Origin of the sequence: Mesorhizobium sp. B2-4-18 (genome assembly GCF_006441385.1) — a bacterium.
Taxonomy (GTDB): domain Bacteria; phylum Pseudomonadota; class Alphaproteobacteria; order Rhizobiales; family Rhizobiaceae; genus Mesorhizobium; species Mesorhizobium australicum.
Genome location: NZ_VFUW01000006.1, coordinates 16,443 through 42,175, shown reverse-complemented (window position 1 = coordinate 42,175; position 25,733 = coordinate 16,443). Strand labels below are relative to the sequence as shown.

Below are 25,733 nucleotides of genomic sequence, written 5' to 3'. Positions count from 1 at the left end.
CCCTATATCCTTGTTTTGACGCAATCCCGGACGGAAAACCGCTTCACACTTTTCCTGGAATTGCTCTGAGGAAGTGCATGGCCGATCTGTTCAGCGTTGACGAACCGGAAAAGGTGCCGCCCGGACGGCCGCTGGCCGACAGGCTGCGTCCGAGGAATCTTGGGGAGGTCGTTGGCCAGGAACATCTGACGGGACCCGATGGCGCGCTGACTCGGCTGATCGGCTCCGGTTCGCTGGGATCGATGATCTTCTGGGGGCCGCCAGGCACCGGCAAGACCACGGTGGCGAGGCTGCTTGCCGGCGAGACCAGCCTTGCATTCGAGCAGATATCGGCGGTCTTTTCCGGCGTCGCCGACCTGAAGAAAGTGTTCGAGGCGGCCAAGCTGCGCCGTGCCAACGGCCGCCAGACGTTGCTTTTCGTCGACGAGATTCATCGCTTCAACCGCGCTCAGCAGGATTCATTCCTCCCCGTCATGGAGGATGGGACGGTCGTGCTGGTGGGCGCCACCACCGAAAACCCGTCCTTCGAACTCAACGCGGCCTTGTTGTCGCGCGCGCGGGTCATGGTCTTTCATTCGCTGGGTGAGGACAGCATCGCCAAGCTGATGACGCGGGCGGAAGAGGCGGAGGGCAGGGCGCTGCCGCTTGATGATGAAGCACGCACGATGCTCATTCGTATGAGCGATGGCGACGGACGCGCATCGCTGACCCTGGCGGAAGAGGTCTGGCGCGCGGCCAAGCCGGGCGAGATATTCGATCCCGAAGGGCTTCAGCGCATCGTCCAGCGCCGTGCGCCGATCTACGACAAGGGCCAGGACGGCCATTACAACCTGATCTCGGCGCTGCACAAGTCGGTGCGCGGCTCGGATCCCGATGCCGCCCTCTACTATCTCGCGCGCATGTTCGATGCCGGGGAGGATCCGCTCTATCTCGGCCGCCGGCTGGTTCGCATGGCGATGGAGGACATCGGGCTGGCCGATCCGCAGGCCCTGGTCGTCGCCAACGCGGCCAAGGATGCCTATGACTATCTCGGCTCTCCGGAGGGCGAACTCGCCTTTGCCGAGGCCACCGTCTATCTCGCCACCGCGCCCAAATCCAATGCCGTTTACACTGCCTTCAAGGCTGCCACGCGGGCCGCCAAGGAACATGGCTCGCTGCTGCCGCCGAAGCATATTCTCAACGCGCCGACCAAGCTGATGAAGGAAGAGGATTACGGCGCCGGCTACCGCTACGACCATGATGAGCCAGATGCCTTTTCAGGCCAGGATTATTTTCCGGAAAAGATGGGCCGCCAGACCTTCTACGATCCGCCCGAGCGTGGTTTCGAGCGCGACATCAGGAAGCGGCTCGACTACTGGGCAAAGCTGCGCAAAGAACGGGAGTAGCCGGCTTGCGGAGCCCGGTGGCCTTGTCGGTGGGAAACGAGGCCTCGCCCTGGGGGATTTCCACTTCGGTTCTCCTGCATGGGCTGCTCGCCGCCAGCGTTATGTTGATACCATCGCCGAAGCGCCCGAGTCGGCCAGAGGAGGAGCGCGTGTCGGTCGCCATCCTGACGCCACGGCAATTCGAGGTTTCGACAAGGCCGCCCGCACCTCCCATCGAGGAGGCACCCCGCGCACCCATCCCTGAGGCACCGGCGCTTGCTCCAAGCGCTCCTCAATTTCCTGCCACACCCGCCATGATCCGCCCAACGCGGATGCTGTCGGCCAAGACGCTCGCCGATCCGCGCAGCAAGCAGGCCCGCGCCGATCTCAGGACCTTCGCATCCGATGAGCGCATGGTGCAGCTTTGCAATCTGGAGGCCATGGACCAAATCCGCCAATGGCATGCGGATTTCCAGCCGGAGCGGGTGGTGCCCTACGCGACCGCGGAGGAGAAGATCACCGGCACGACGATCGCCGCTAATGGTGCGGCCTTTCGCAGTCGTAAAAACTGGTACAGTCTGAAGTTCAAATGCCAGCTCGCCAAGGACGGCGAAAGCGTCATTGGCTTTGAATTTCTGGTCGGCGATCCCGTGGCCAGGGACAAATGGGACGAGCTTGGCTTGCCGGCAGTGCATTGACGGCCCGGCAAACTCCACCAGGCAACCAGCCCGGCCAGACACCATGGCCGTTGTGCGGTGACCCAAAAAACCTTATCAAGGCGCACGGTCGGGCGGTGGCCGTTGCCATGATTGGGCACCTCATTCGCAACAGGATCGCGCTTCGCGCGTGGAAAAATGACAAAAACCCTTCGCAAATCCCTTCGCAAGTTCGCCATTGCCATCCCGCTTCTCGCCCTTGGCTTCTATTTCATCCCCATCCTGACGACGATCTTCATCGTCTGTGGTCTGATCGACGTGTTGCGCAACGACAGGAAGGATTTGGCGCTGTTCAGTGGCTACTTCCTTGGCAACGGGCTCTTCACCTGGTTGCTGTCGCCCTTCAACCTGCTGGTCGATCTCCTGTGCTACAGAAATCCGGGCGTGTGGAAGCTGGAGCAGTTTCCCGCCGACTACCAGCGTGAGGTGAATGAGGTCCTTGATATCTTCAAGGCGCGCAAGGATGAGATCATCGCCGACATCGACGCCAATTTCGGCGCCGGCCGGCGCGGCATGTATGTCTACCAGTGGTACGGCAAGCACAGGATCGACAACGTCGAGGAATTCAACAAGGATTTCAAATACATCAAGACAATTGCCGTTTCCGTCTTCAGCAAGCGCGAATCGACCTCCTGGCATTTCGGACCGCTGCGGCTCAGCCTGCGCATCCTCTACAATCTGATCCCGGTGAAAGCGGAGATTTTCGTCGAATGCGGCAACGTCAAGAACTACTGGTACGACAATCCGCAGTTCATTTTCGACGACACGCTGCTGCATCGCTCGGTCAACGAGTATGATGGCCGCCGCTACTGCGTGTTCATGGATATTATCAGGCCATCCCCGGTGCCCCGCCTGATCGCTGGCATGCTTGCGGTCGTCTCGGTGAGCGTCGAGCGCATCAACTCGATGTTCTACAAGAACTGGAAGATGATTGGCTCGACAAAGCCAAAGAAGGTCGAAACCACCTAAGTTGAAGATCTGTCGATACTGCCGGCAGAGCCGGCAGTATCCTGAATGCGTCACGGCAGTGATTGCGCTACGAGTGATTGCGCTTCGTGAGTTGGAAGCGCGGTTCTTTATCGGTCGACTATCTCTGCCATTCCCCGAAGCTGCGTCACCCCGCTCAAGGGATTGACGCCGGCGCCCTCGCGGGGGCAGTAAAGTTCTATGTTCAATCTGCTTCTCGTAGCCGTCGGCGGCGGCATCGGCGCCGGCATCCGCCATCTGACCAGCATGGGCGCGCTGCGCCTCGTCGGTCCCAATTATCCCTGGGGCACGATGGCGATCAACATCGTCGGCTCGTTTGCGATGGGGCTGTTCATCGCCATCCTTGCGCGTCGCGGCGGGTCCGATGAGGTCAGGCTGTTCGTTGCTACCGGCATTCTCGGAGGCTTCACCACCTTCTCCGCCTTTTCGCTCGACTTCGCCGCCCTGTGGGAACGAGGCTCGACACTGCCGGCATTCGGATATGCGCTTGCCAGCGTCGTTGGCGCGATCATTGCCCTGTTTCTGGGACTTTGGCTCGCAAGAACCGTTTCATAATGTTATTGCCGCGCCAAGCGCAGGCCAAGAGCCCTGCTCGGGAAACGGATAAGCGAAGAAGACATGGCAGGCGTTGAACAGATCACTGTGGAGGCCGGCGAGGCGGGCATGCGGCTCGATCGCTGGTTCAAGACGCATTTCCCGGGCCTTGGCTTCGGCCATCTACAGAAGCTGCTGCGCTCCGGCCAGATCCGCGTCGATGGCGGCCGGGTCAAGGCCGACACCCGCGTCGAGCCGGGGCAGATGGTCCGCGTTCCGCCGCTCGAGGTGGACAAGAAGGGCGAGAGTGCGCTCACCGGCCACTCGATCCGCAACCAGGGCGACGCCGATGTGCTCGCCAAGATGCTGATCCACGAGGATCCCAAGGTCTTCGTCTTCAACAAGCCGGCGGGCCTCGCCGTTCAGGGCGGCTCCGGCGTTACCCGCAATGTCGACGACATGCTGGAAGCCTGGCGCAACCAGAAAGGCGAGAAGCCGCGGCTGGTGCACCGGCTCGATCGCGACACGTCGGGCGTGCTGGTGGTGGCCCGCACCAGGCTGGCCGCGATGAAGCTTTCAGAGGCGTTCCGGGCGCGGGAAACCAAGAAGACCTACTGGGCGCTGGTCAAGGGCGTGCCGCCCAAGCGCGAGGACAAGATCTCGACCTGGCTGATCAAGGAGGCTACGCCGGACGGCGACCGCGTGCGCATTGCCGCGCATGGCGAAAAAGGCGCCGACCATGCCGTGTCCTATTATCGCATTATCGAGCAGGCGGCGCAGACCATGACCTGGCTGGAGATGGAACCTTATACCGGCCGCACACACCAGCTTCGCGTCCATGCCGCCCATATCGGCTGCCCGATCATCGGCGACCCGAAATACTTCGAGGCCGACACCAACTGGGATTTTCCTGGCGGCATTCAAAACCGCCTGCATCTGCACGCGCGCCGCATCATTATCCCGCACCCGGACAAGGGCGTCATCGACGTCACCGCTCCGATGCCGCCGCATATGCGCCAGAGCTGGAACCTGATCGGCTTCGACGACGCCAGCGCGGAGGACTAACCGTGAGCGGCGCCACCGATGCGCTCGATCGGCGCGACGCGGTCGACATGGCCGCAGCCGCCATCATGGTCGGCCTGACCTTTTCCTGGGGGCTGAACTACGTCGCCGCCAAGATCTCCTATGCAGGCTATGATCCCGTCTTCCTATCGATCGCGCGTTCGGTCATCGGTGGTTTCTGCGTCTTTCTCTGGTGCCGCTGGCGCGGCATTGCGCTGTTCAGCAGGGATGGGACATTGCCGGCGGGCATTGCGGTCGGCGTGCTTTTCGGCGTTGAGTTCCTTTGTCTCTACGTTGGCCTGGAGCATACGACCGTGGCGCGCAATACGCTGCTGGTCAACTCAATGCCGTTCTGGATGCTGATCGGCGGCCATTTCCTGCTCGGCGAACAGATCACCATGCGCAAGTTTCTCGGCCTGCTGTTGGCCTTCGCCGGTCTTGCCACGGTCTTTTCCGACAAGCTCGGCGGTAGCGGAGACATGCTGTTCGGTGATCTCCTGAGCCTCGGTTCGGGGTTTTTCTGGGCCCTGACCAATATCCTTATCAAACGATCAAAACTGGTCGAGGCGAGTGCGGAAAAACTGCTGCTCTATCAACTCGCCGGCGCGGCGATCGTTGGCATGATGGTGCTGCCTCTTGCCGGCCCACCGGTGCGCGATCCGTCCCTGTTGCCGACATTGGCGCTGCTTTTCCAGGCGGTCTATATCGTCGCTTTCACCTATGTGCTCTGGTTCTGGCTGCTGCGCCGCTATCCGGCTTCAGGCTTGTCCAGCTTCACCTTCCTGTCGCCGGTCTTCGGTGTCCTGTGCGGTGCGATCATCTTGAACGAGCCGCTGACCATTCGCATTTTTCTTGCACTTGGCTTGATTGCGGCCGGCCTGATCATCGTCAACCGGCCGGCACGCAAGCTGATACCGGTGTAAGAAAGGCACTTCATGCGTGATATCCTCAACGACCTCGAAGCGGGCAAGTATCTTTCCGATCCGGATCCGGTGCGTCGCGCCCAGATTCAGATGAAGACGCCGCTGCCCAAGCGCTTCTATAAGGAGGTCTCGGTCGCGTCGGCGGAAGGTGGCTTTGCCGTCCATCTCGACGGCAAGCCGGTGCGCACGCCGGGCAAGGCAATGCTGGCGCTGCCGACCGAGGCGGCCGCGACGCTGGTTGCCGGCGAGTTCGCGGAACAGGGCGAGACGATCAATCCGATGACGATGCCGGTGATGCGGCTGGTCAACACCGCCATCGATGGCGTAGCCAGCGATCCGCAGGCGGTGCTGGAAGACATTCTGCGTTTTGCCTCGTCGGATCTGCTCTGTTATCGCGCCGATGCCCCGCAAGGGCTGGTCGAGCGGCAGAACGAGCGGTGGGATCCCGTCATCGACTGGGCTCGCGCAGCACTTGGGGCCCGTTTCAACCTTGCCGAGGGCATCATCCATGTCGAGCAGCCACGCGAAACCATTGCCGTGCTGGGCAGCCATCTGGCGCAACGCGCCGAACCGCTGCGCCTTGCCGCCATCCATGTCATGACATCGTTGACCGGCTCGGCATTGCTGGCGTTGGCGGTCGATTTCGGCGAGCTCGACGGCGAGGAGGCCTGGGCCGCCGGCCATGTCGATGAGGACTGGCAGATCGCACAGTGGGGACAGGACGCCGAAGCCGTCGCGCGCCGCGCCGCTCGCAAACGGGACATGATGGCCGCCGTCAGCTTGCTCGAAGCGCTGCGGGCCTGAGGGCTTCGCTCCGCCTTCGCACTGCACCTAATACGAAAGTCATAATCCCATCGTCGCGGTGCCCTTTCCCCGCCCTTTCTGCCATTTTTCCTGTGTTGGCTGCGTCTTTGAGTCCGCGTTCGGAGGAGAACGCGGACGTCGGCGCACAGCATCGAAGTCTCACGGGAGGATAGCTCTATGGCAATGGCATCGACCGCCGGCGGAACGAGCCGCGGCATGACGCGGGAGGAGAAGAAAGTCATCTTCGCTTCCTCGCTCGGCACTGTTTTCGAATGGTACGATTTCTATCTCTACGGCTCACTGGCGGCTTTCATCGGCTCGACCTTTTTCAGTCCGACCATTCCCGAGGCAACGCGCAACATCTTCGCGCTGCTGGCCTTTGCCGCAGGCTTCCTGGTTCGCCCGTTCGGCGCGCTGCTGTTCGGTCGCATCGGCGACCTCGTCGGCCGCAAATACACGTTCCTGGTCACAATGACGATCATGGGCCTGTCGACCTTCCTGGTCGGTCTGCTGCCCGGCTATGCAACCTTGGGCATCGCGGCTCCGGTGATCCTTATCGTCCTGCGCATGCTGCAGGGTTTGGCGCTGGGCGGCGAATATGGCGGCGCGGCGACCTATGTCGCCGAACATGCACCCGATGACCGCCGTGGCTTCTACACCTCGTGGATCCAGACAACAGCGACGCTCGGCCTGTTCCTGTCGCTGATCGTCATCCTGATCGTGCAGGGATCGCTGAGCAAGGAGACCTACGCCGCCTGGGGCTGGCGCATTCCGTTCATCGTCTCTTTCCTGCTGCTCGCCGTTTCGATCTGGATCCGGTTGTCACTCTCGGAGTCTCCGACCTTCCAGAAGATGAAGGACGAAGGCAAGGGCTCAAAGGCGCCGCTCTCGGAAGCCTTTGGTCAGTGGAAGAACGCCAAGATCGCGCTCCTGGCGCTGCTCGGCCTCACCGCCGGTCAGGCCGTGGTTTGGTACAATGGCCAGTTCTACGCGCTGTTCTTCCTGCAGAACGTGCTGAAGGTCGACGCGCAGTCGGTCAACATCATGATCGCCATCGCGCTGGCTATCGGCTCGATCTTCTTCGTCGTCTTCGGCTGGCTCTCCGACAGGATCGGCCGCAAGCCGATCATCATGGCTGGCCTTGCGCTGGCCATCGTCTGTACCTTCCCGCTGTTCAAGGCGTTGACCTGGGCCGCCAATCCGGCGCTCGCCAAGGCTCAGCAGAGCACTCGGGCAACGGTGACGGCAGCTCCCGGCGACTGCAAGTTCCAGTTCAATCCGGTCGGCACGGCGAAGTTCACGACGTCCTGCGACATCGCGACTTCGTTCCTGACCAAGAACTCGGTTCCCTATGAAGTGGTGTCGACGGCTGCGGCCGGGACGCCTGCGTCAGTCAAGATCGGTACAGAGACAGTGGCGTCCTACGATGCGGTCGCCGCCGGCGATCAGGCCAAGGCCAAGGACGCCGCCTTCGTCAAGGCAGTCAACATGTCCTTGCAGGACGGCGGCTATCCGCTGAAGCGAGCGCCGATCAAGGTCGCGGACCAGAAACTCGATGCCTTCATCGCAGCCAATCCTGAACTTAAGCTCGACGCAGCCGCCATCCGCGGCGGTGAAAAGGCAGCGGTGCCGACCGACCAGGCGGTTAAGGACAAGCTCTTGACCGCCGATGAGGCAGCGGGCGCACCCGAGGTCACCGTCTACAACATACCGGGCGGCGGTGCCTTTGCCATGTTCGCCGATCCGGCGGCGGTTAACTGGCCGATGACGATCGGCATCCTGTTCATCCTGGTCCTGTTCGTGACCATGGTCTATGGGCCGATCGCGGCGATCCTTGTCGAGATGTTCCCGACTCGCATTCGGTACACGGGCATGTCATTGCCCTACCACATCGGCAATGGCTGGTTCGGCGGCCTGCTGCCGGCGACGGTGTTCGCGCTCAGCGCCTACAAGGGCGACATCTACTACGGCCTTTGGTATCCGGTGGTCATCGCGGCGATGACGCTGATCATCGGCATGATCTTCGTCAAGGACACGCTCGGCACCGACCTGCACGCCAAGGAATAGTCGGTAGGCCAGAACGAAAAGCCCGGCGCGAGCGATCGCGCCGGGCTTTTTTATTCAAGATCGACGTGGAAGGGTTCAGCCCTTCCGCTGCGGGTCTTCTTCCTCGACGGCGGCCTCGTGATACCAGCCATCGAAATCGGCGTGCTCGCCGCGAAGCGCGGCAAGCTCTGCCGCGAATTTGGCCTTGGCGCCTAAATTTAAGGCAGTCCTGCGCGCTGCCAGCGGGAACATCAGGATTTTCGCCGACGGACGCGATTGCGTGACTTGCATTGCCGGTGTCCCCGCTTTTTCAGGCGCTCGTTGATTCAGCTTTCACCAAAATAGGTCCTGCGATTCATTTAGGCAATATGCCTATGAAAAGATCATGATTTGCCTATGATTTAAGCAATATTGCTGCCTGGATCATCCGCATGCATTGCTGAGGCGGCTCATTAAGATAATCGCCTGGGCACGATCATTTTGCCGCACCCTGCGAGAGCCGAGTGGCACACGAATTGCTTTTTTATCCATCGGCAGGCCGGCCTGTTTCGGCCATGCATCGACATCCGCCTGCTTGCGGTGTCCAAGCAACGAGAGGCTCTAGAATGACCAAATACAAGCTCGAGTATATCTGGCTCGATGGATACACCCCGGTCCCGAATCTTCGCGGCAAGACGCAGATCAAGGAATTCGCTGAGTTCCCGACGCTCGAGCAGCTGCCGCTGTGGGGTTTCGACGGATCCTCGACGCAGCAGGCCGAGGGCCACAGCTCCGATTGCGTGCTGAAGCCGGTCGCGGTCTATCCCGATCCGGCCCGCACCAACGGCGTGCTCGTCATGTGCGAAGTCATGATGCCCGACGGCGTTACGCCGCATGCATCCAACAAGCGCGCCACCGTCCTCGACGACGAAGGCGCCTGGTTCGGCTTCGAGCAGGAATATTTCTTCTACAAGGACGGCCGTCCGCTCGGCTTCCCCGAGAGCGGCTATCCCGCACCACAGGGGCCGTACTATACCGGCGTCGGCTACTCGAATGTCGGCTCCGTTGCGCGCCAGATCGTCGAGGAACATCTTGATCTCTGCCTCGCGGCCGGCATCAACCATGAAGGCATCAACGCCGAAGTGGCGAAGGGGCAGTGGGAATTCCAGATATTCGGCAAGGGTTCCAAAAAGGCCGCCGACCAGATGTGGATGGCCCGCTATCTGATGCAGCGCTTGACCGAAAAGTACGGCATCGACATCGAATACCACTGCAAGCCCCTCGGCGACACCGACTGGAACGGCTCGGGCATGCATGCCAATTTCTCGACCACCTATATGCGTGAAGTCGGCGGCAAGGCCTATTTCGAAGCGCTGATGGCGGCTTTCGACAAGAACCTGATGGACCACATCGCCGTCTACGGCCCGGACAACGACAAACGTCTGACCGGCAAACACGAGACCGCGCCGTGGAACAGGTTCAGCTACGGCATCGCCGATCGCGGCGCCTCGATCCGCGTCCCGCATTCGTTCGTCAAGAACGATTACAAGGGCTATCTGGAAGACCGCCGTCCGAACTCGCAGGGCGACCCCTACCAGATCGCCTCGCAGATCCTGAAGACGATCGCTTCGGTGCCGGCGAGCGCAGAGATTTCGGCCGCCGCCTGATCCGTTTTGCGGGCGCTTCAATGCGCGGCAGATGGATGTTCTTGCAATAAAGGCCCGGGCGGAAGCGCCCGGGCCTTTCTTTTTACCGACCCGACATGACGCCACGCGCGGTCAGCGTCGTCACCGACTGCCCCGGAGCGGCGAATTCCCCCAAAAAAAGTCAGGTTGAAAAACAACGAGCGGTTTCACCGAAACGAGCGGCTTTGGCTGACGCTCCTTGCCGCTACTCGTCTCGTGCGGTTCCAAGTTTTCATTGAAAAAGCCCGGAAAACAGCCTGTTTCAGCTCGGTTCGTACGCGGCGGTCCTTTATATAAGCCACTGTTCATACATTGAAATCGGCGATTTACGCCTCCGTGTGGTGGCGTTGACAGGCTACGCCGCGGCATGCGTATTCGTGGCCTTGGGGTTACGCCAAGCGATGCTGTTCGAACGGGGCGGGGGTTTCGTGAACGACGGCATTGGCGGGGGCGCCGGACGAGCGGGCATTGCAGCCTGAGGCAGTGTGCCGCTCGCTCCTGGCGATTGATTGCGTCCCCCAAAAAAGCAAGTTGACCATCGTTGCGTGGCTGGCCGCACGCAATCCATCGATGAGCCTTTGGATCAGCAAAAAGCCCTTGAAGGGGAAAACCTTCAAGGGCCTTGAAACATTATTCGAGCGGAATCCTAGACCGAATAGTACATGTCGTACTCGACCGGATGCGGGGTCATTTCGAAGCGCATCACTTCGGCCATCTTGAGCTCGATATAGCTGTCGATCTGGTCGTCGTCGAAGACGCCGCCGGCCTTCAGGAAGCCGCGGTCCTTGTCGAGGCTCTGGAGCGCTTCGCGCAGCGAACCGCAGACGGTCGGGATCTTCTTCAGTTCCTTCGGCGGCAGGTCGTAGAGATCCTTGTCCATCGGCTGTCCCGGATGGATCTTGTTCTTGATGCCGTCGAGACCTGCCATCAGCATGGCGGCGAAAGCGAGGTAGGGGTTCGCGCCCGGATCGGGGAAGCGGACTTCGACGCGCTTGGCCTTTGGTGAGCTGCCGAACGGGATGCGGCAGGAAGCCGAACGGTTGCGCGCCGAATAGGCAAGCAGCACCGGCGCCTCGTAGCCCGGCACCAGGCGCTTGTAGGAGTTGGTCAGCGGGTTGGTGAAGGCGTTGATCGCCTTGGCATGCTTGATGATGCCGCCGATGTAGAACAGGCAGCTCTCCGAAAGACCGGCATATTCATTGCCGGCGAAAGTCGGCTTGCCGCCTTTCCAGATCGACTGGTGAACGTGCATGCCCGAGCCGTTATCGCCGAAGATCGGCTTCGGCATGAAGGTGGCCGTCTTGCCATAGGCATTGGCGACCTGGTGCACGACGTACTTGTAGATCAGCATCTTGTCGGCGTTGCGGACAAGCGTGTCGAACTTGATGCCGAGCTCGTGCTGGGCGGCTGCCACCTCGTGGTGGTGCTTTTCGACGCGCACGCCCATTTCGGCGAGTACGGTCAGCATTTCGGAGCGCATGTCCTGCGCCGAATCGATCGGCGGCACCGGGAAATAGCCGCCCTTGATGCGCGGGCGGTGGCCGAGGTTGCCGGTCTCGTAATCGGTGTCGTCGTTCGACGGCAGTTCCGTCGAATCGAGCTTGAAGCCGGTGTTATACGGATCGGCCTTGTATTTCACGTCGTCGAACACGAAGAACTCGGCTTCCGGGCCGACATAGATGGTGTCGCCGATGCCTTCCGACTTCATGTAGGCCTCGGCCTTCTTGGCGGTGCCGCGCGGGTCGCGGTTGTAGGATTCGCCCGAGACCGGATCGAGAATGTCGCACAGGATGACCATGGTCGACTGCGCGAAGAACGGGTCCATGTGGACGGTGTCCGGATCGGGCATCAGCACCATGTCGGATTCGTTGATGGCCTTCCAGCCGGCGATCGAGGAGCCGTCGAACATGACACCGTCGGCGAACATGTCTTCCTCGACCTCGACGACATCCATGGTGACGTGCTGCAGCTTGCCCTTCGGGTCGGTGAAGCGCAGGTCGACGAATTTCACGTCGTTGTCCTTGATCTGCTTCATGATGTCTTTGGCTGTCGTCATGTCATGTAATCCCTGTGTGCTGACGTTTTTTGATGGATGACGTTTCTTAGAGGATGGCCGGCTCGGATCAAACCGCGTCCATTCCGGTTTCGCCGGTGCGGATGCGCACCACTTCCTCGATGTTGGAGACGAAGATCTTGCCGTCGCCGATGCGGCCGGTCTGGGCCGCCTTGCGGATGGCCTCGATCGCGCCTTCCACGGCATCGTCGCCGAGCACGACCTCGATCTTCACCTTGGGCAGGAAGTCGACGACATATTCGGCGCCGCGGTAGAGTTCGGTGTGACCCTTCTGGCGCCCGAACCCCTTGGCCTCGGTCACGGTAATGCCTTGCAGTCCGGCCTCCTGAAGCGCTTCCTTCACTTCGTCCAGCTTGAATGGCTTGATGATCGCTTCGATCTTTTTCATGTAAAAAGTGGCCTCCACTGCCAAAAAAACGGGTTGTGAGCCCCCGCTTGCGCCTCAATCAAGCACGAACTGTGCCAGTCGGAGGGAACGGAAGCGGTGTCATACGATTTCAAAGTCATGTCACCCCCATATGCAAATTCGCGTCATTCGCTGCATCGGAAGCGGCATAGATGGCTGCAGCCTACCCGGCACGACTGTGCATGTCTGCCCAATATTCGGGCAAATTGCTCATCCTGCGGGCAGATCGGTGCCTGCAATCCTCGCGCCGATCGACGTGCTCATGACAGCGCCAGCTCCTCCCCGTTTGCGTCGCGCCGAAAACTGGACAATGCTTGATCGAATGCGGATCGGCAATCCATGAGCCACGAACTTCTTACCTCCGCCGAGATGGGCGAGGCGGATCGGCTGACAATTGCAGCAGGTCCAACCGACGGCGTTGGATTGATGCGCCGTGCCGGGCAGGCCGTCGCGACCGAAGTGCTCAGCCGCTATCCCTCGGCAGCGCATGTCCATGTGTTATGCGGCCCGGGCAACAATGGCGGCGACGGTTATGTCGTCGCTCGCATTCTGGCCGGCAGCGGTGTCGCCACCACGATCTGGACGTCTGGCCCGCCGAGGCTGGGTAGCGACGCGGCACTCGCCGCCGCGGAATGCCCCATCAAGCCCCGGCCGCTATCGGACTTTGATCCCGGTCCCCGCTCGATCGTGGTCGATGCGCTTTATGGGGCAGGGCTGTCCAAGCCGCTGTCCGGCGACGCCGCCAGGGCGGTCGATCTGGCGGCCAAGCTGAACTTGCGGGTTGTCGCGGTCGACCTGCCTTCCGGCATTTCCGGTGACAGCGGCAAAGTGCTCGGCACATCGTTTTCAGCAGAGCTCACCGTGACCTTCGCGCGCAAGAAGCCCGGCCATCTGCTGCTGCCGGGCCGGGAAAGATGCGGCGAGATCGTGCTTGCCGATATCGGCATCGGGGCGGAGATCATCGCAACGCTGCAGCCCCGCACGTTCGAGAACGGACCAGCGCTTTGGCAGCGCGAATTGCCGGTGCCGGCCATCGATGCCCACAAATACAAGCGCGGTCATGTCGGCGTCTTTTCCGGCGGGCCGAGCGCCACAGGCGCCGCGCGGCTCTCAGCGCTAGCCGCTGCCCGAAGCGGGGCAGGGGCGGTGACGGTTCTGTCGCCGGGCAACGCCATGCAGGTCAATGCCGCGCACCTGACCTCGATCATGCTGCGCAAGGCCGACGATGCTGCCGACATTGAAGCATTCGTCAGGGAGCGCCGGCCATCGGCGTTTGTGCTCGGACCCGGCTTTGGCATCGGTGAGAAAACCCGGGCGTTCGCACTTGCGCTACTCGCGTCGGGCAAGCCGGCGGCCGCGTCCGCCGGAATTGACGGCCTTGTCTTCGACGCCGACGCGATCACCTCGTTTCGTGAGGCGCCGGATGTCTTGTTCGAAGCCGCCCGCAGGCCGGACGCGCCCGCGCTGGTGATGACGCCGCACGAAGGCGAGTTCGCCAGGCTGTTCGCGGACATCGCCGATGACAATGTCTCGTCCAAGCTGGACAAGGCACGCGTGGCGGCCGCGCGCGCCAATGCCGTCATCGTCTACAAGGGCGCCGACACGGTGATCGCCGCTCCCGATGGCAGAGCGGCGATCAATTCCAATGGCGCGGCCTGGCTTGCCACCGCAGGATCGGGCGATGTGTTGTCCGGCATCACGGCCGGCCTGCTTGCCCAAGGCATGCCGGCTTTCGAAGCGGCCTGCGCGGCGGTCTGGATCCATGCCGAGGCCGGCAGTCGGTTCGGGCCGGGGTTGATCGCCGAGGATTTGCCGCTGGCGATGGTGCCGGTGCTGCGCGAACTGGTGGCTGCCAGAGGAGGGCGCTGATCAACCGCACTTGAGCGATGACCTCGATGCCGTTCACAGTGGGATGTTGTCGTGCTTCTTCCAGGGGTTCTGCATATCCTTGTTGCGCAGCATGCGTAGCGCGCGCGCTACGCGGCGGCGGGTCGAATGCGGCATGATCACCTCATCGACATAGCCGCGCTCGGCGGCCACGAAAGGCGACAGGAAGCGGTCTTCGTATGCCTTTGTATGGGCCGCGATCTTTTCGGCATCGCCGATGTCCTTGCGGTAGATGATCTCGACCGCGCCTCTCGCCCCCATGACGGCGATCTGCGCCGTCGGCCAGGCATAGTTCATGTCGCCGCGCAGATGTTTTGACGCCATCACATCATAGGCGCCGCCATAGGCCTTGCGGGTGATGACGGTGATCTTCGGCACGGTCGCCTCGGCATAGGCGAAAAGCAGCTTGGCGCCGTGCTTGATCAGCCCGCCATATTCCTGCGCCGTGCCCGGCAAAAAGCCTGGAACATCGACAAAGGTAACGATGGGAATAGAAAAACAGTCGCAGAAGCGCACGAAGCGCGCCGCCTTGCGGCTGGCGTCGGAATCGAGCACGCCGGCCAGCACCATCGGCTGGTTGGCGACAAAGCCAACGGTACGGCCTTCGACCCGGCCGAAACCGGTGACGATGTTCTTGGCAAAACTCTGCTGGATCTCGAAGAAGTCACCTTCGTCGGCGACCTTCAGGATCAATTCCTTGATGTCGTAAGGCTTGTTGGCGTTGTCGGGGATCAGCCGGTCGAGCGACATGTCATGGTCGGTGACCGACTGATAGCATTCGATCTCGGGGATCTCCGACGTGTTGGAAGCTGGCAACAGGTCGATCAGCCGCCGCATCTGCAAGAGCGCCTCGACGTCATTGTCATAGGCGCCGTCGGCGATCGAGGACTTCGTCGTGTGCACCGACGCGCCACCGAGGCTCTCGGCGGTCACCGTCTCATTGGTCACGGTCTTCACCACGTCCGGTCCGGTGACGAACATGTAAGAGGTGTCGCGCACCATGAAGATGAAGTCGGTCATGGCGGGCGAATAGACGTCACCGCCGGCGCATGGGCCCATGATGACCGAAATCTGCGGAATGACGCCGGACGCAAGCACGTTGCGCTGAAAGATCTCGGCATAGCCGCCGAGGGCTGCCACGCCCTCCTGGATACGCGCCCCGCCGGCATCGTAGAGGCCGATGATTGGCGCACGGTTGCGCAGCGCCATCTCCTGCACCTTGATGACCTTCTCGGCATGGGCTTCCGACAGCGAACCGCCGAAGACGGTGAAATCCTTGGCGAAGAGGTAAACGGGACGGCCATTGACCGTGCCCCAGCCGGTGACGACGCCATCGCCGGCGATCTTTGTCTTCTCCATGCCGAAATCGGTCGAGCGGTGCTCGACATACATGTCGAATTCCTCGAACGAGCCTTCGTCGAGAAACACTTCGATGCGTTCGCGCGCGGTGAGTTTGCCCTTCTTGTGCTGCGCATCGATACGGGCTTGGCCACCACCCAAGCGGGCGATGTCGCGCCGCCGCTCGAGTTCCTTCAGCACGTCCTTCATCGTTCGATCCCCAAAATCGGAAGCTGCGTTTGTGGTAATGATGCCGGTCGGGGAGTGCAAGCGTCGGCTTTTTGGCTGGTTTTTGCTGCACCGCAACGTTGCGCCCCTTGCATTCCAGGCCGAACTCAGCCATATGCAGCCCATAGGCGCTTGGGCCGGGAGATTCCGGCCTTCTCGACAAATGAGACTGGTTGCGTCTGTTTTCCCTCTTTCCGGTATATCGGCCCTCTTCCGGTACATCACAAAGTGGCGAAAAAGCCCCGTGGCATGAAGCCTGCGGGCACGACAGCGCAGCCGAGTGGACGCACGCGTCCGCCCGCCTTGTCGTTTCATATCAAATTTTCGACGGCAGGTTGCGCCCTGCCGCCATTGACGTTTGCGGCCAGAGGCCGCGTGAAAGAAGATTATTTTGACCAACGAAAACACATTGCCCGGCAACGACACCGCGGAACTCTCCGGTTTCGCGGCGCTGGGAATTACCGGTGCGCTGCTCAAGGCCACCCACAATGCCGGCTTCGCCGAACCGAAGCCGATCCAGATGCAGGCGATCCCGCCGCAGCTGGAAGGCCGTGACATTTTCGGCATCGCCCAGACCGGCTCCGGCAAGACCGCTGCCTTCGCGCTGCCGATCCTGTCGAAGATCATCGCACTCGGCACCAAGCGGCGCGCCAAGACGACCCGCGCGCTCATCCTGGCGCCGACCCGCGAACTCGCGGTGCAAATCGAGGACACCATCAAGATCCTCGCCAAGGGCGCGCATGTCTCGACGGCACTCGTGCTGGGCGGTGTCTCGCGCTTCAGCCAGGTGAAGAAGGTTGCTCCCGGCGTCGATATCCTCATCGCCACGCCCGGCCGGTTGACCGACCTGGTGCGCGAGGGCGACCTCATCCTCTCCGACACCAAATGGCTGGTGCTGGACGAGGGCGACCGCATGCTCGACATGGGCTTCATCAACGACGTCAAGCGCATCGCCAAGGCGACCGCGCCCGATCGTCAGACGGCGCTGTTCTCGGCCACCATGCCGGACGAGATCGCCGAACTCGCCAAGGGCCTCCTGAAGAACCCGGTCCGCATCGAGGTCTCGCCGCAAAGCACCGCGGCGGCAGAGATCGTCCAGGGCGTCGTCTTCGCCCGCACCAAGCAGAAGCGTCAGGTTCTGTCGACGATGCTCGCCGACGAAGCGATGAAGTCCGTCATCATCTTTTCGCGCACCAAGCATGGCGCGGACCGGGTGACCAAGGACCTGGAACGCGACGGCTTCAAGGCCGCCGTCATTCATGGCAACAAGTCGCAGAATGCCCGTCAGAAGGCACTGAATGATTTCCGTGATGGATCGGTGCGCATTCTGGTCGCGACCGACATCGCCGCGCGCGGCATCGACGTGCCCGGCATCAGCCATGTCGTGAATTTCGACCTGCCGGACGAAGCCGAAAGCTATGTCCACCGTATCGGCCGCACCGGCCGCAACGGTATGGATGGCATCGCGATCACGCTCTGCGATCCTTCGGAGAACAGCAAGCTGCGTCAGGTCGAGCGCATCATCCGCACGAAGCTGCCAATCGTTGCCGACCATCTCGGCAGCCCCGATCCCGCACGCAATCCTGCGGAAAAGAACGAGCGCTTCGAACCTGCCAACGATCGCGACCGCAATGGCCGTCGCGACGGCAGGCGGCCGGGCGGCGAGAAGAAGCCGAACAACGGCTTCGGCAAGAAGCGTTTCGGCGACAAGCCGGCCTTTGCCGGTGAGCGCAAGCCGGAAGGTGCAAAACCCTTCAAGGGCAACAACAAGCGCCGCTTCGGCGGCAAGCGTCCGGCCGCACGGGCTGCCTAACGAAACCTCGCGGCAACCGGCCAGTTCCTAACGGTTGCCTGGTGCCGACTACGAATGAAACGGCGGCTGAACATTGCTTCAGCCGCCGTTTTGTCTTCCAACCTCACTTCGCCACCGCTTCGATCCAGACGGCAATCCGTTGCGCCAGGAATGCGGTGGTGGATGGCGATAGCGCGTCGCCGGCAATGACATGGTTGTCTGGATCGCCAGTGCTTTCGATGGGCACCAGCTCATGCGCGGCACCCCAGCGCGCGGCGATCTCACGCGTGCGGTCGGGTCGCACGACCCTGTCTATATCCGAGAAGATGAACAGGGCGGGAATGGTCGCCTTCTCCACCGGCGCGCCATAGGCAAGGTCGGTCAGCGCCTGCATCGGCATCGTCGCGGCGATCGGATATCTGGTGGTCCAGAATTTCTCATGCAGCGCGTTGCGCGGCGCGAAGCTGCGTTCCTTGCCGGCGACGAGTTCGGCGATCTGCTTGCCCCAGGGCATGGTCAGGATCTCGGCGCCGGATGCTTTCACGCCGAAATTGGGCGAGATGAATGCAATGGCCGCCACACCCTCGGACGCCCCGGGCTGCGTCGCCGCCCAGGCCGCCAGCGCGCCGCCGGTCGACGTTGAGATGACGATCACCTTGTCGCCGATTGCCCGGCCGATGGCGAGCGCCTCCTCATAGTCGTTGATCCAGGCGTTGACGCTGCCTTGCGTCATCGCCGCGCCGTCCTGCCCGTGGCCGGTGAGGCGGGTGTAGAACAGGTTGGCGTCGAGCTGGTCGGCCACGTCGTCGGGCAAGGGTCGGCTCTCGCCCTTCGATGCGGAAAAGCCGTGGATGTAGACGATCGACAGCGGTGTCTTTGCGTGCACCATTGGGTTGGCCCAGACGATCTCCTTCTCCAGCCCGTCGCGGATACCGGGTACGGCAGCCTCCACTTTTGCCACATAGGCCTGTGGGTCGTCGCCGATGGCGGAAGGATCGAAATGGATCGTGGTGTCGACGGGTACGCGTGGACCCAGTAGGAAGGTCAGTGCAAGGACGGCGATCAGGCCCAGCACAGCAAGCACGATCCGTCGCCCCATCGCAGACTCCACGCAACAACATTCAAACTATGGTGGTGGCCATGAACAGGCAACGGCCGTTCAGGCGGCCAAGCCACCAATCCTGTGGGCATTATTTGTTGGGCGGTTTGCGCTCATAATGCAGCGGGCGCGCTTTCCAGCTGGTCGTCAGGCTGATCACCCATCGGCATAGCGGCCTTGGCAGCATGCCGAGAATTTTCAACGGCCAGCTCGTTCTGTACGGGAACGTCACTTCGAAGCCGCCGGATTTGATTCCCCGCACCATGCGGCGCGTCGCGCGGCCCACCGGCATCAGGCCAGGCATCGGCAGCATGTTCTTTTCGGTCAATGGCGTGTCGACAAAACCGGGGTTAATCACCTGGACGCGGATGTTCATCTTGTCGAAATCATATTTCAGCGACTCGGCCAGAATGTTGATAGCCGCCTTGGTACCGCCATAGGCCGCCGTGGTCGGCCAGCCGAAATAGGCGGTCACCGAGCCGACCAGAACGACATGCCCACGCGCGCGCACCCGCATATGCTCGACGACAGGCACCAGCCCATTGATGATGCCGAAATAGTTGACTTCGAAGGAGCGGCGGAAATCCTTGACGACGAGGGACTCTCCGGGTGTCGAGATGTAATTTCCGGCATTGAAGATGGCGAGCACGATCGGCCCGAGGTCGTTCTCGATCGCCGCCACCGTTCTTGCCATGCGCGGCTCGTCGGTGACGTCGCAGGGAAAGGACACGACTTTGCCCGGCATCTGCGCGGTCTCGACGATGAGCGTGTCGATCGGATCGTCGTCCAGCGCTGTCACAGCCACCGCATAGCCTTGTGACGCCAGATCCCTGGCCAGCGAGCGGCCAATGCCGCTGCTGCCGCCGGTGACCCAGGCAACGCCGTGTTTCGGATCGGCCCGATAGAGTGTCATGCTGCGCCCTGCCGAGTTGTTATGTCTTGCTCTAGCGGTGGAGAAATCGAATGAAAAGAGTGCTTCTCGACGCGGGTGCAAATGAACTGTCCGGTGTCCACCGGTCCCCGGCGACATCCATACACCGCAGCGCCGGAAATGCGACTGGACCAGACGAATTCTTGCCTTGAAACCGAAGCGTTGGGTTTCTAGGGTTTCGGCGCACGCATACAAGGAATCCCGAATGCCCCGTTCAGTGATCGACGCGATCGGCAACACGCCCCTGATCCGCCTCAACAAGGCTTCCGAAGAAACCGGCTGCGAGATCCTGGGCAAGGCCGAGTTCATGAATCCGGGGCAGTCGGTTAAGGATCGCGCCGGCCTGTTCATCATCCGTGATGCCGAACAACGCGGCCTGTTGCAGCCGGGCGGTGTCATCGTCGAGGGAACCGCCGGCAACACCGGCATCGGGCTGACGCTCGTCGCCAAGGCGCTGGGCTATCGCACTGTCATCGTCATTCCGGATACGCAGAGTCAGGAAAAGAAGGACACGATCAGGCTGCTCGGCGCCGAGCTGATCGAAGTGCCGGCCGTGCCTTACAGGAATCCCAACAACTACGTAAAACTGTCGGGACGGCTGGCGGAGCAGATGGCCAGGAGCGAACCGAACGGCGCGATCTGGGCCAACCAGTTCGACAATGTCGCCAACCGCGATGGCCATATCCGCACCACGGCCGAGGAAATCTGGGCCCAGACCGGCGGCAAGGTCGACGGTTTTGTCTCGGCGGTGGGGTCGGGCGGAACGCTGGCCGGTGTCGGGCTCGGATTGAAGGCCAAGAGCAAGAACGTCAAGATCGCGCTCGCCGACCCTCTCGGCGCCGCGCTCTACAGTTTCTACACCAGCGGCGAGCTGAAGTCAGAAGGCAGTTCGATTACCGAAGGCATCGGGCAGGGGCGCATCACCGCCAACCTCGAAGGCTTCACGCCTGACTTCTCCTACCAGATCAGGGATGAGGACGCGCTGCCGATCGTCTTTGACCTGATCCAGGAGGAAGGCCTGTGCGTCGGCGGCTCGACCGGCATCAACATCGCCGGCGCGATGCGGCTGGCTGCGGAATTGGGTCCGGGCCACACCATCGTGACGATCCTTTGCGACTACGGGACGCGCTACCAGTCGAAGCTATTCAACCCCGAATTCCTGCGCGAAAAGCAACTGCCGGTACCAGGCTGGATGGAATTGCAGAGCAAGATTTCAGTGCCCTTCGAGAAGGTCACGTGATGGCGCACCGGACCGAAGCGCTGTTTCGCGACGACGCCTATCTCCGCACGGCGGATGCCACGGTCGTCGCCATCAATGAGCGCGGCGGCATCATCCTCGACCGGACGATCTTCTATGCCACTTCCGGCGGCCAGCCGGGCGATAGCGGCACGTTGGAGCGTGCCGACGGCAGCCGCGTCGCAATTGCCGCCACGATCACTGGCGAGACCAAGGACGAGATCATCCATGTGCCGTCACCGGAGCAGGCCTTGCCGGAGGTGGGCGAGACGGTGAAGCTCGCCATCGACTGGGAGCGCCGGCATCTGCTGATGCGCATGCATGCGGCTTGCCACCTGCTCACCGTTGTCTGCCCGTTCCCGATCACCGGGGCGGCGGTTTCCGAGGACGACAGCCGTGTCGATTTTGACATTCCAGACGCCAGCTTCGCCAAGGAAGAGGTGACCGCCGGCATGATGGATCTGGTGCGGGCCGATCACCCCATCTTCACCAGGCTGATCAGCGACGAGGAATTGGCCGCGAATCCTGGCTTGGTGAAGTCCAAGAACGTCCGACCGCCTGTTGGCACCGGCAAGATCCGTCTGGTCTGCATCGGTGACAATGCCTCGGTGGACAGCCAGCCCTGCGGCGGCACCCATGTGAGGAGCACCGGCGAAATCGGCGAAATCCACATCGGCAAGATCGAAAAGAAGGGCCGGGAGAACAGGCGCTTCCGCATCCGCTTCGGCCCGATGCCGGCGAACTGAACAGACAGACACCATCAAAAGGCGGCAGGAGAAAAGAATGGCCGAAGACAGTCCTTTTACCGTCGATGCGGACTGGCTGCAGGAACGCCTCGGCCAGCCGGGCCTGACGATCATTGACGCCTCCTGGTATCTGCCTGCACAAAGGCGCGACGCGCGCGCCGAGTATGATGCGGCTCACATTCCTGGCGCCCGTTTCCTGGACCAGGACGCGGTTTCGGATCCTGACGCTGCCTTGCCGCATACACTGCCATCCCCGCAGCATTTCGCCCAATATGTCGGCGCGATGGGCGTTTCGGCCGATGACACCATCGTCGTCTATGATGGCCCGGGCTTTTTCTCCGCACCGCGGGCATGGTGGATGTTCCGGATCATGGGTGTCTTCCAGACCTATATTCTGGACGGCGGCTTTGATGGCTGGAAGGCGACCGGCCGGCCGGTAACGGCCGAGCCGACGAAGATCGCGCCAAGCGTCTTTCATGCCGATTTCGACGCCGGTCGCGTCGTCGGTCTGGCCGATATGCGCCGGATTGTCGATACAAAGACAGCACAGATCGTCGATGCCCGTGGGCCGGGCCGCTTCACCGGCAGCGAACCCGAGCCCCGCGCTGGCATCCGCTCCGGCCACATGCCGGGCGCGCGCAATGTGCCGTACTCCGCACTGTCGGAAAACGGCAGGCTGCTGCCGAAGGACCGTTTGCGCAAGGTGATAGAGGACGCCGGTATCGACCTATCCAAACCCGTGGTCACATCCTGCGGCTCCGGCGTCACCGCCGCGGTGGTCACGCTGGCGCTGGAGACGCTTGGCCATACCGACAACAGGCTTTATGACGGCTCATGGACCGAGTGGGGCGGATTGCCCAATACACCAGTCGTGACCGGCCCAGCGACCACCGGCCCAGCAACGACCGGCCCAGCAACGACCGGCAAGGAATGAATTGATGGAAAACGGCGTGCTGCAGGACATTGAGGTCACGGTGACTTTTCTCGAAATGCATGCCCCACCGCCCGTCTCGCCACCGGTACCCTACAACCGCCAGGTCGCGCTGCTGAAAACCAGGGACATTCCCTTGCACTTCTATCGCTACCTGATGGACCGGGTGGGACGCAAATGGCACTGGGTGAATGTTCTGAGGCTGAATGACGATGAGCTGTCAGCCGGAATCCACCGCGAGGATCGCGACATCAGGGTGCTCTATCTCGACGGTGCGCCGGCCGGCTTCTTCGATCTCAAGCCGCATCTGCCCGAGGAAGTCGAACTCGCCTATTTCGGCATGATGGAACATGCCACCGGTCAAGGCATCGGCCGCTGGTTCCTTGGTTCGGCGATTGCCGCGGCATGGTCGTATGGGCCGAAAAGGGTGACGGTGCAGACCTGCACGCTCGACCACCCGGCCGCGCTACCGCTCTACCAGAAGCTCGGTTTCAAGCCGGTGGCGCAGAAGAAGGAAGTCGTGCATCCCCTGCCTTTCGCCGAGCGCTCGGCCAGCGTCATGCGGCCGTAAGTTCAGCCGGAATCCGCCGCCGCTTCGATGATTCATCAAGGGATTGTCGAACTGATTAGCCGATTAACGATTTCGGTGGCCCTCCCGGAGCTCGAAGGGAGGATCCGACATCGGATCGGCTCATGCACGCTTGGCAGGAATCGGGTGGGAAGCACGGCGGCGAGCGCATAGTTTCCGGTCGCCAGTACCGGAGATCTTACGATGACCATCCAATTCACAGCTCTGCCGACCGAAAATGTCAGGGCGCTGCAGCGCGGCGGCCCCGATGCCTATGGCCGTACGCCCGAGCGGAAAATCTCTGACGGCGACGGGATGCCTTGCCGTCATTGTCTCAGGAATATCGCCGCCGGCGATGTCTATCTCATCCTCGCCTACCGGCCATTTCCAGACCCTCAGCCCTATGCAGAAACCGGGCCGATCTTCCTGCATGCCCAGGAATGCGAGCGTGCCGTCGGGACAAGGGAGCCGCCGGAGATCCTCGACAGCCCGGACTATATCGTGCGCGGCTATGGCGGCGATGATCGCATCGTCTACGGCAGCGGTGGCATTATCCCGACCGGAGCAATTGCCGCACGAGCCGAGACTTTGTTGGAGCGTGAGGACATTGCCTATGTGCATGTCCGCTCGGCGCGCAACAATTGCTATCAGTGCCGCATCGAGCGCGCATAAGATCAAGGGATTGGCGGCAGAAAGTCTCTGTCGCACTGCTGTCGCATAGACGCGCTAGAAAGCCAGTGTCGATCGATTGGCCGACCGCGGATGAACCGGCGGCAATCTTGATATCGAGGAAGCGGGGCTTTGGCTCCGCTTTTTTGTTGCCGCGTTCGGCCCTAACGTCTTTCGCCGCAAAAAAGCCCGCCGGCATGGCCGACGGGCTTCGACTGTTTGCCTGGAGGGGGCTTAGTTGAACTTGTACTTCGCGCCGATACGCACGGTATGGAAGGAAGCCTTGGAAGTGATGGAGTCGTCGGGGAGGCCGAGATCCGACGAGAAATCCTTCTTGGCAAACTGCGAATAGCGGTATTCCAGACCGAGCGTGACGTTGCTCGACACTGCCGTTTCCAGGCCACCACCGACTGAGAAGCCGCTGGAACCCCAGTCGATGATATCACCGACCGGATCGGAAGCGTTCAGATCGAAATGCTGCCAGCTATAGCCAGCCAGTGCATAGGCAAGGGTCGATTCGTTCATCTTCATGCCGACGCGGCCCAGCACATCGAAGCCGTAGTCCGTATCCAGATTGATCGAGCCGCCTGGGATGTCGAGCTGGCTGGTCATGCCCGAATAACGAGCATCGACCATGACACCCGCAACCCAGCTGCCGAAGTCATGATCATAGCCGACGTTCAACTCGCCAAGCACGCCTTCACCACCAAGGCCGTTGAACTTGGCACCGAGAAGCGGCGGGATTTCGAGCTGGTGCACCGATGCGCCGGCGCCCAAGCCACCACCGATATAGAAGCCGGTCCAGTTGTAGGCGGGTGTTTCAAACGAAGCGGCGGCTCCGTTCTGCGCACCGAAGCGATAGCTGGCGGCAACCTGGAATGTGTGACGCGACGTGTCGAGATTGAGTGCGCCGTCCGGCGAAGGAATGCCAGCTTCGGAAAGGAGATCGTCCTTGGTGCCGAAGCGGGTGTAGCGGTATTCTGTTTTGATCGTCCAGTTGCTGTTGATCGCGGTTTCGAGACCACCCCCGACGAAATATCCGCTCTGGTCCCAATCGAAGCCGAAACCGGCATTGGTATCGAGCTTGTACTTCTGCCAGGAATAGCCGCCCATGACGTAGCCCAGCGTAGTCGGCGTGATCAGGTAACCAGCACGCAAACCGGCATCGAAGCCGTATGTCTCCTGAATAGACGCGTCGAAAGGGCCGACATCCAGCGACGTTTCAATGTTGCCAACATGGACATCGACAAGCCCACCCAGAAGGAAGCGGGGCGACACCATATAGTCGTAACCAGCGGTAAGTTCGCCGTAGACCCCTTCACCGCCGATGCCATCCAAAGACAGACCGGGGATGAAATCGCTGCTGAGCTTGTGCGAGTTGGCTCCGGCGCCGATACCGAAGCCAACATAAACGCCACTCCAGTTAAAACCGGATGCCTCGACCGGTTGCACAACATCAGCGGCATGCGCGACTGACATAATTGCCACCGCCGATACTGCACTAAGAAGAATAGATTTCGCTGAAACGCGAAGAAACATAGCCCGTACCCCTAATCAATAAGCCCAAGATGTTCCTAGCAGGGAGTCGGCCAAGACGGGTATGACAAAAATGCAACAATAGGGGGTAAAGTGCCCTTACGGCACACGCTTCGATGGTCCTCTGGGAAGCGGGTTTGGCGCATCATTGCCCAAAGCAAAAAGCCCGCCGGAGTGAACCGGCGGGCAAG

At 61.6% G+C, this 25,733-nt stretch carries 23 protein-coding genes; 16 read left to right on the top strand and 7 right to left on the bottom strand.

From position 1 onward, the window contains the following. Nucleotides 1–77 precede the first annotated feature (77 nt). From FJ527_RS15785 to FJ527_RS15750, 8 genes are all read left to right on the top strand, one after another. Entirely contained in the window at nucleotides 78–1,385 is a 1,308-nt protein-coding gene (locus tag FJ527_RS15785; protein ID WP_140619543.1) for a replication-associated recombination protein A, read from the top strand. A 293-nt stretch (nucleotides 1,386–1,678) separates the two neighbouring features. Continuing rightward, entirely contained in the window at nucleotides 1,679–2,062 is a 384-nt protein-coding gene (locus FJ527_RS15780; RefSeq protein WP_140619719.1) for a DUF930 domain-containing protein, read from the top strand. 156 nt (nucleotides 2,063–2,218) lie between these two features. Then, on the top strand, nucleotides 2,219–3,049 hold the full coding sequence (locus FJ527_RS15775) for an aspartyl/asparaginyl beta-hydroxylase domain-containing protein (protein ID WP_140619545.1): 831 nt from the start codon (nucleotides 2,219–2,221) through the stop codon (nucleotides 3,047–3,049). Between the two features lie 198 nt (nucleotides 3,050–3,247). Next, nucleotides 3,248–3,622, top strand: coding sequence for a fluoride efflux transporter CrcB (gene crcB / locus FJ527_RS15770; protein WP_140664338.1), 375 nt, complete (start codon nucleotides 3,248–3,250; stop codon nucleotides 3,620–3,622). Between the two features lie 63 nt (nucleotides 3,623–3,685). Then, on the top strand, nucleotides 3,686–4,666 hold the full coding sequence (locus FJ527_RS15765; RefSeq protein WP_140664341.1) for an RluA family pseudouridine synthase: 981 nt from the start codon (nucleotides 3,686–3,688) through the stop codon (nucleotides 4,664–4,666). Nucleotides 4,667–4,713: 47 nt separating this feature from the next. After that, a complete protein-coding gene (locus FJ527_RS15760; protein WP_051041371.1) occupies nucleotides 4,714–5,586 on the top strand; it encodes a DMT family transporter in 873 nt (290 codons plus the stop codon). A 12-nt stretch (nucleotides 5,587–5,598) separates the two neighbouring features. Continuing rightward, nucleotides 5,599–6,390 (top strand): ATP12 family chaperone protein, encoded by a 792-nt coding sequence (locus tag FJ527_RS15755; protein ID WP_015317965.1) that lies wholly within the window; start codon nucleotides 5,599–5,601, stop codon nucleotides 6,388–6,390. A 177-nt stretch (nucleotides 6,391–6,567) separates the two neighbouring features. Continuing rightward, nucleotides 6,568–8,457, top strand: coding sequence for an MFS transporter (locus FJ527_RS15750; protein WP_140619549.1), 1,890 nt, complete (start codon nucleotides 6,568–6,570; stop codon nucleotides 8,455–8,457). 75 nt (nucleotides 8,458–8,532) lie between these two features. Here the strand turns inward: FJ527_RS15750 and FJ527_RS15745 are convergent, their stop codons facing one another. Beyond that, nucleotides 8,533–8,727, bottom strand: a complete 195-nt coding sequence (locus FJ527_RS15745; protein ID WP_140823554.1) for a DUF2735 domain-containing protein — start codon at nucleotides 8,725–8,727, stop codon at nucleotides 8,533–8,535. Between the two features lie 314 nt (nucleotides 8,728–9,041). Here FJ527_RS15745 and FJ527_RS15740 point away from each other — a divergent pair, with 314 nt between their 5' ends. Then, nucleotides 9,042–10,082, top strand: a complete 1,041-nt coding sequence (locus tag FJ527_RS15740) for a glutamine synthetase beta-grasp domain-containing protein (protein ID WP_140823553.1) — start codon at nucleotides 9,042–9,044, stop codon at nucleotides 10,080–10,082. Nucleotides 10,083–10,746: 664 nt separating this feature from the next. On the opposite strand, the gene glnA is transcribed toward FJ527_RS15740, so the two are convergent. Beyond that, nucleotides 10,747–12,156: a type I glutamate--ammonia ligase gene (glnA, locus tag FJ527_RS15735; protein WP_015317961.1), complete on the bottom strand. Its 1,410-nt coding sequence runs from the start codon at nucleotides 12,154–12,156 to the stop codon at nucleotides 10,747–10,749. Between the two features lie 67 nt (nucleotides 12,157–12,223). Next, a complete protein-coding gene (locus FJ527_RS15730; RefSeq protein WP_006205430.1) occupies nucleotides 12,224–12,562 on the bottom strand; it encodes a P-II family nitrogen regulator in 339 nt (112 codons plus the stop codon). Between the two features lie 357 nt (nucleotides 12,563–12,919). Between FJ527_RS15730 and FJ527_RS15725 the strand changes: the two genes are divergently transcribed. Beyond that, nucleotides 12,920–14,449, top strand: coding sequence for an NAD(P)H-hydrate dehydratase (locus FJ527_RS15725; RefSeq protein WP_140823552.1), 1,530 nt, complete (start codon nucleotides 12,920–12,922; stop codon nucleotides 14,447–14,449). Between the two features lie 33 nt (nucleotides 14,450–14,482). Here the strand turns inward: FJ527_RS15725 and FJ527_RS15720 are convergent, their stop codons facing one another. After that, on the bottom strand, nucleotides 14,483–16,015 hold the full coding sequence (locus FJ527_RS15720) for an acyl-CoA carboxylase subunit beta (protein ID WP_140823551.1): 1,533 nt from the start codon (nucleotides 16,013–16,015) through the stop codon (nucleotides 14,483–14,485). Between the two features lie 409 nt (nucleotides 16,016–16,424). Here FJ527_RS15720 and FJ527_RS15715 point away from each other — a divergent pair, with 409 nt between their 5' ends. After that, on the top strand, nucleotides 16,425–17,846 hold the full coding sequence (locus tag FJ527_RS15715) for a DEAD/DEAH box helicase (RefSeq protein WP_015317958.1): 1,422 nt from the start codon (nucleotides 16,425–16,427) through the stop codon (nucleotides 17,844–17,846). Between the two features lie 103 nt (nucleotides 17,847–17,949). Here FJ527_RS15715 and FJ527_RS15710 read toward each other — a convergent pair whose 3' ends face one another. Both FJ527_RS15710 and FJ527_RS15705 read right to left on the bottom strand, forming a co-directional pair. Then, entirely contained in the window at nucleotides 17,950–18,924 is a 975-nt protein-coding gene (locus FJ527_RS15710) for an alpha/beta fold hydrolase (protein ID WP_140823550.1), read from the bottom strand. Nucleotides 18,925–19,015: 91 nt separating this feature from the next. Beyond that, nucleotides 19,016–19,837 (bottom strand): SDR family oxidoreductase, encoded by an 822-nt coding sequence (locus FJ527_RS15705; RefSeq protein WP_140619562.1) that lies wholly within the window; start codon nucleotides 19,835–19,837, stop codon nucleotides 19,016–19,018. A 223-nt stretch (nucleotides 19,838–20,060) separates the two neighbouring features. Here FJ527_RS15705 and FJ527_RS15700 point away from each other — a divergent pair, with 223 nt between their 5' ends. The 5 genes from FJ527_RS15700 to FJ527_RS15680 all read left to right on the top strand — a co-directional run bounded on the left by FJ527_RS15700 (nucleotide 20,061) and on the right by FJ527_RS15680 (nucleotide 24,009). Beyond that, nucleotides 20,061–21,095: a cysteine synthase A gene (locus FJ527_RS15700; protein ID WP_140717259.1), complete on the top strand. Its 1,035-nt coding sequence runs from the start codon at nucleotides 20,061–20,063 to the stop codon at nucleotides 21,093–21,095. Next, nucleotides 21,095–21,838 carry an alanyl-tRNA editing protein gene (locus tag FJ527_RS15695; protein ID WP_140823549.1) on the top strand — a complete coding sequence of 248 codons (744 nt, stop codon included), beginning with the start codon at nucleotides 21,095–21,097 and terminating at the stop codon, nucleotides 21,836–21,838. The genes FJ527_RS15700 and FJ527_RS15695 overlap by 1 nt, the downstream gene beginning before the upstream one ends. A gap of 37 nt (nucleotides 21,839–21,875) precedes the next feature. Next, nucleotides 21,876–22,772: a 3-mercaptopyruvate sulfurtransferase gene (gene sseA / locus FJ527_RS15690; RefSeq protein ID WP_140823548.1), complete on the top strand. Its 897-nt coding sequence runs from the start codon at nucleotides 21,876–21,878 to the stop codon at nucleotides 22,770–22,772. A 4-nt stretch (nucleotides 22,773–22,776) separates the two neighbouring features. Next, the gene (locus FJ527_RS15685) at nucleotides 22,777–23,340 is read left to right on the top strand and encodes a GNAT family N-acetyltransferase (protein ID WP_015317952.1); all 564 of its coding nucleotides are present in this window, start codon (nucleotides 22,777–22,779) and stop codon (nucleotides 23,338–23,340) included. A gap of 201 nt (nucleotides 23,341–23,541) precedes the next feature. Further along, on the top strand, nucleotides 23,542–24,009 hold the full coding sequence (locus FJ527_RS15680) for a DUF1203 domain-containing protein (RefSeq protein WP_140664374.1): 468 nt from the start codon (nucleotides 23,542–23,544) through the stop codon (nucleotides 24,007–24,009). 231 nt (nucleotides 24,010–24,240) lie between these two features. Here the strand turns inward: FJ527_RS15680 and FJ527_RS15675 are convergent, their stop codons facing one another. Next, nucleotides 24,241–25,545: an outer membrane beta-barrel protein gene (locus FJ527_RS15675; RefSeq protein WP_140619569.1), complete on the bottom strand. Its 1,305-nt coding sequence runs from the start codon at nucleotides 25,543–25,545 to the stop codon at nucleotides 24,241–24,243. Nucleotides 25,546–25,733: the final 188 nt, after the last annotated feature.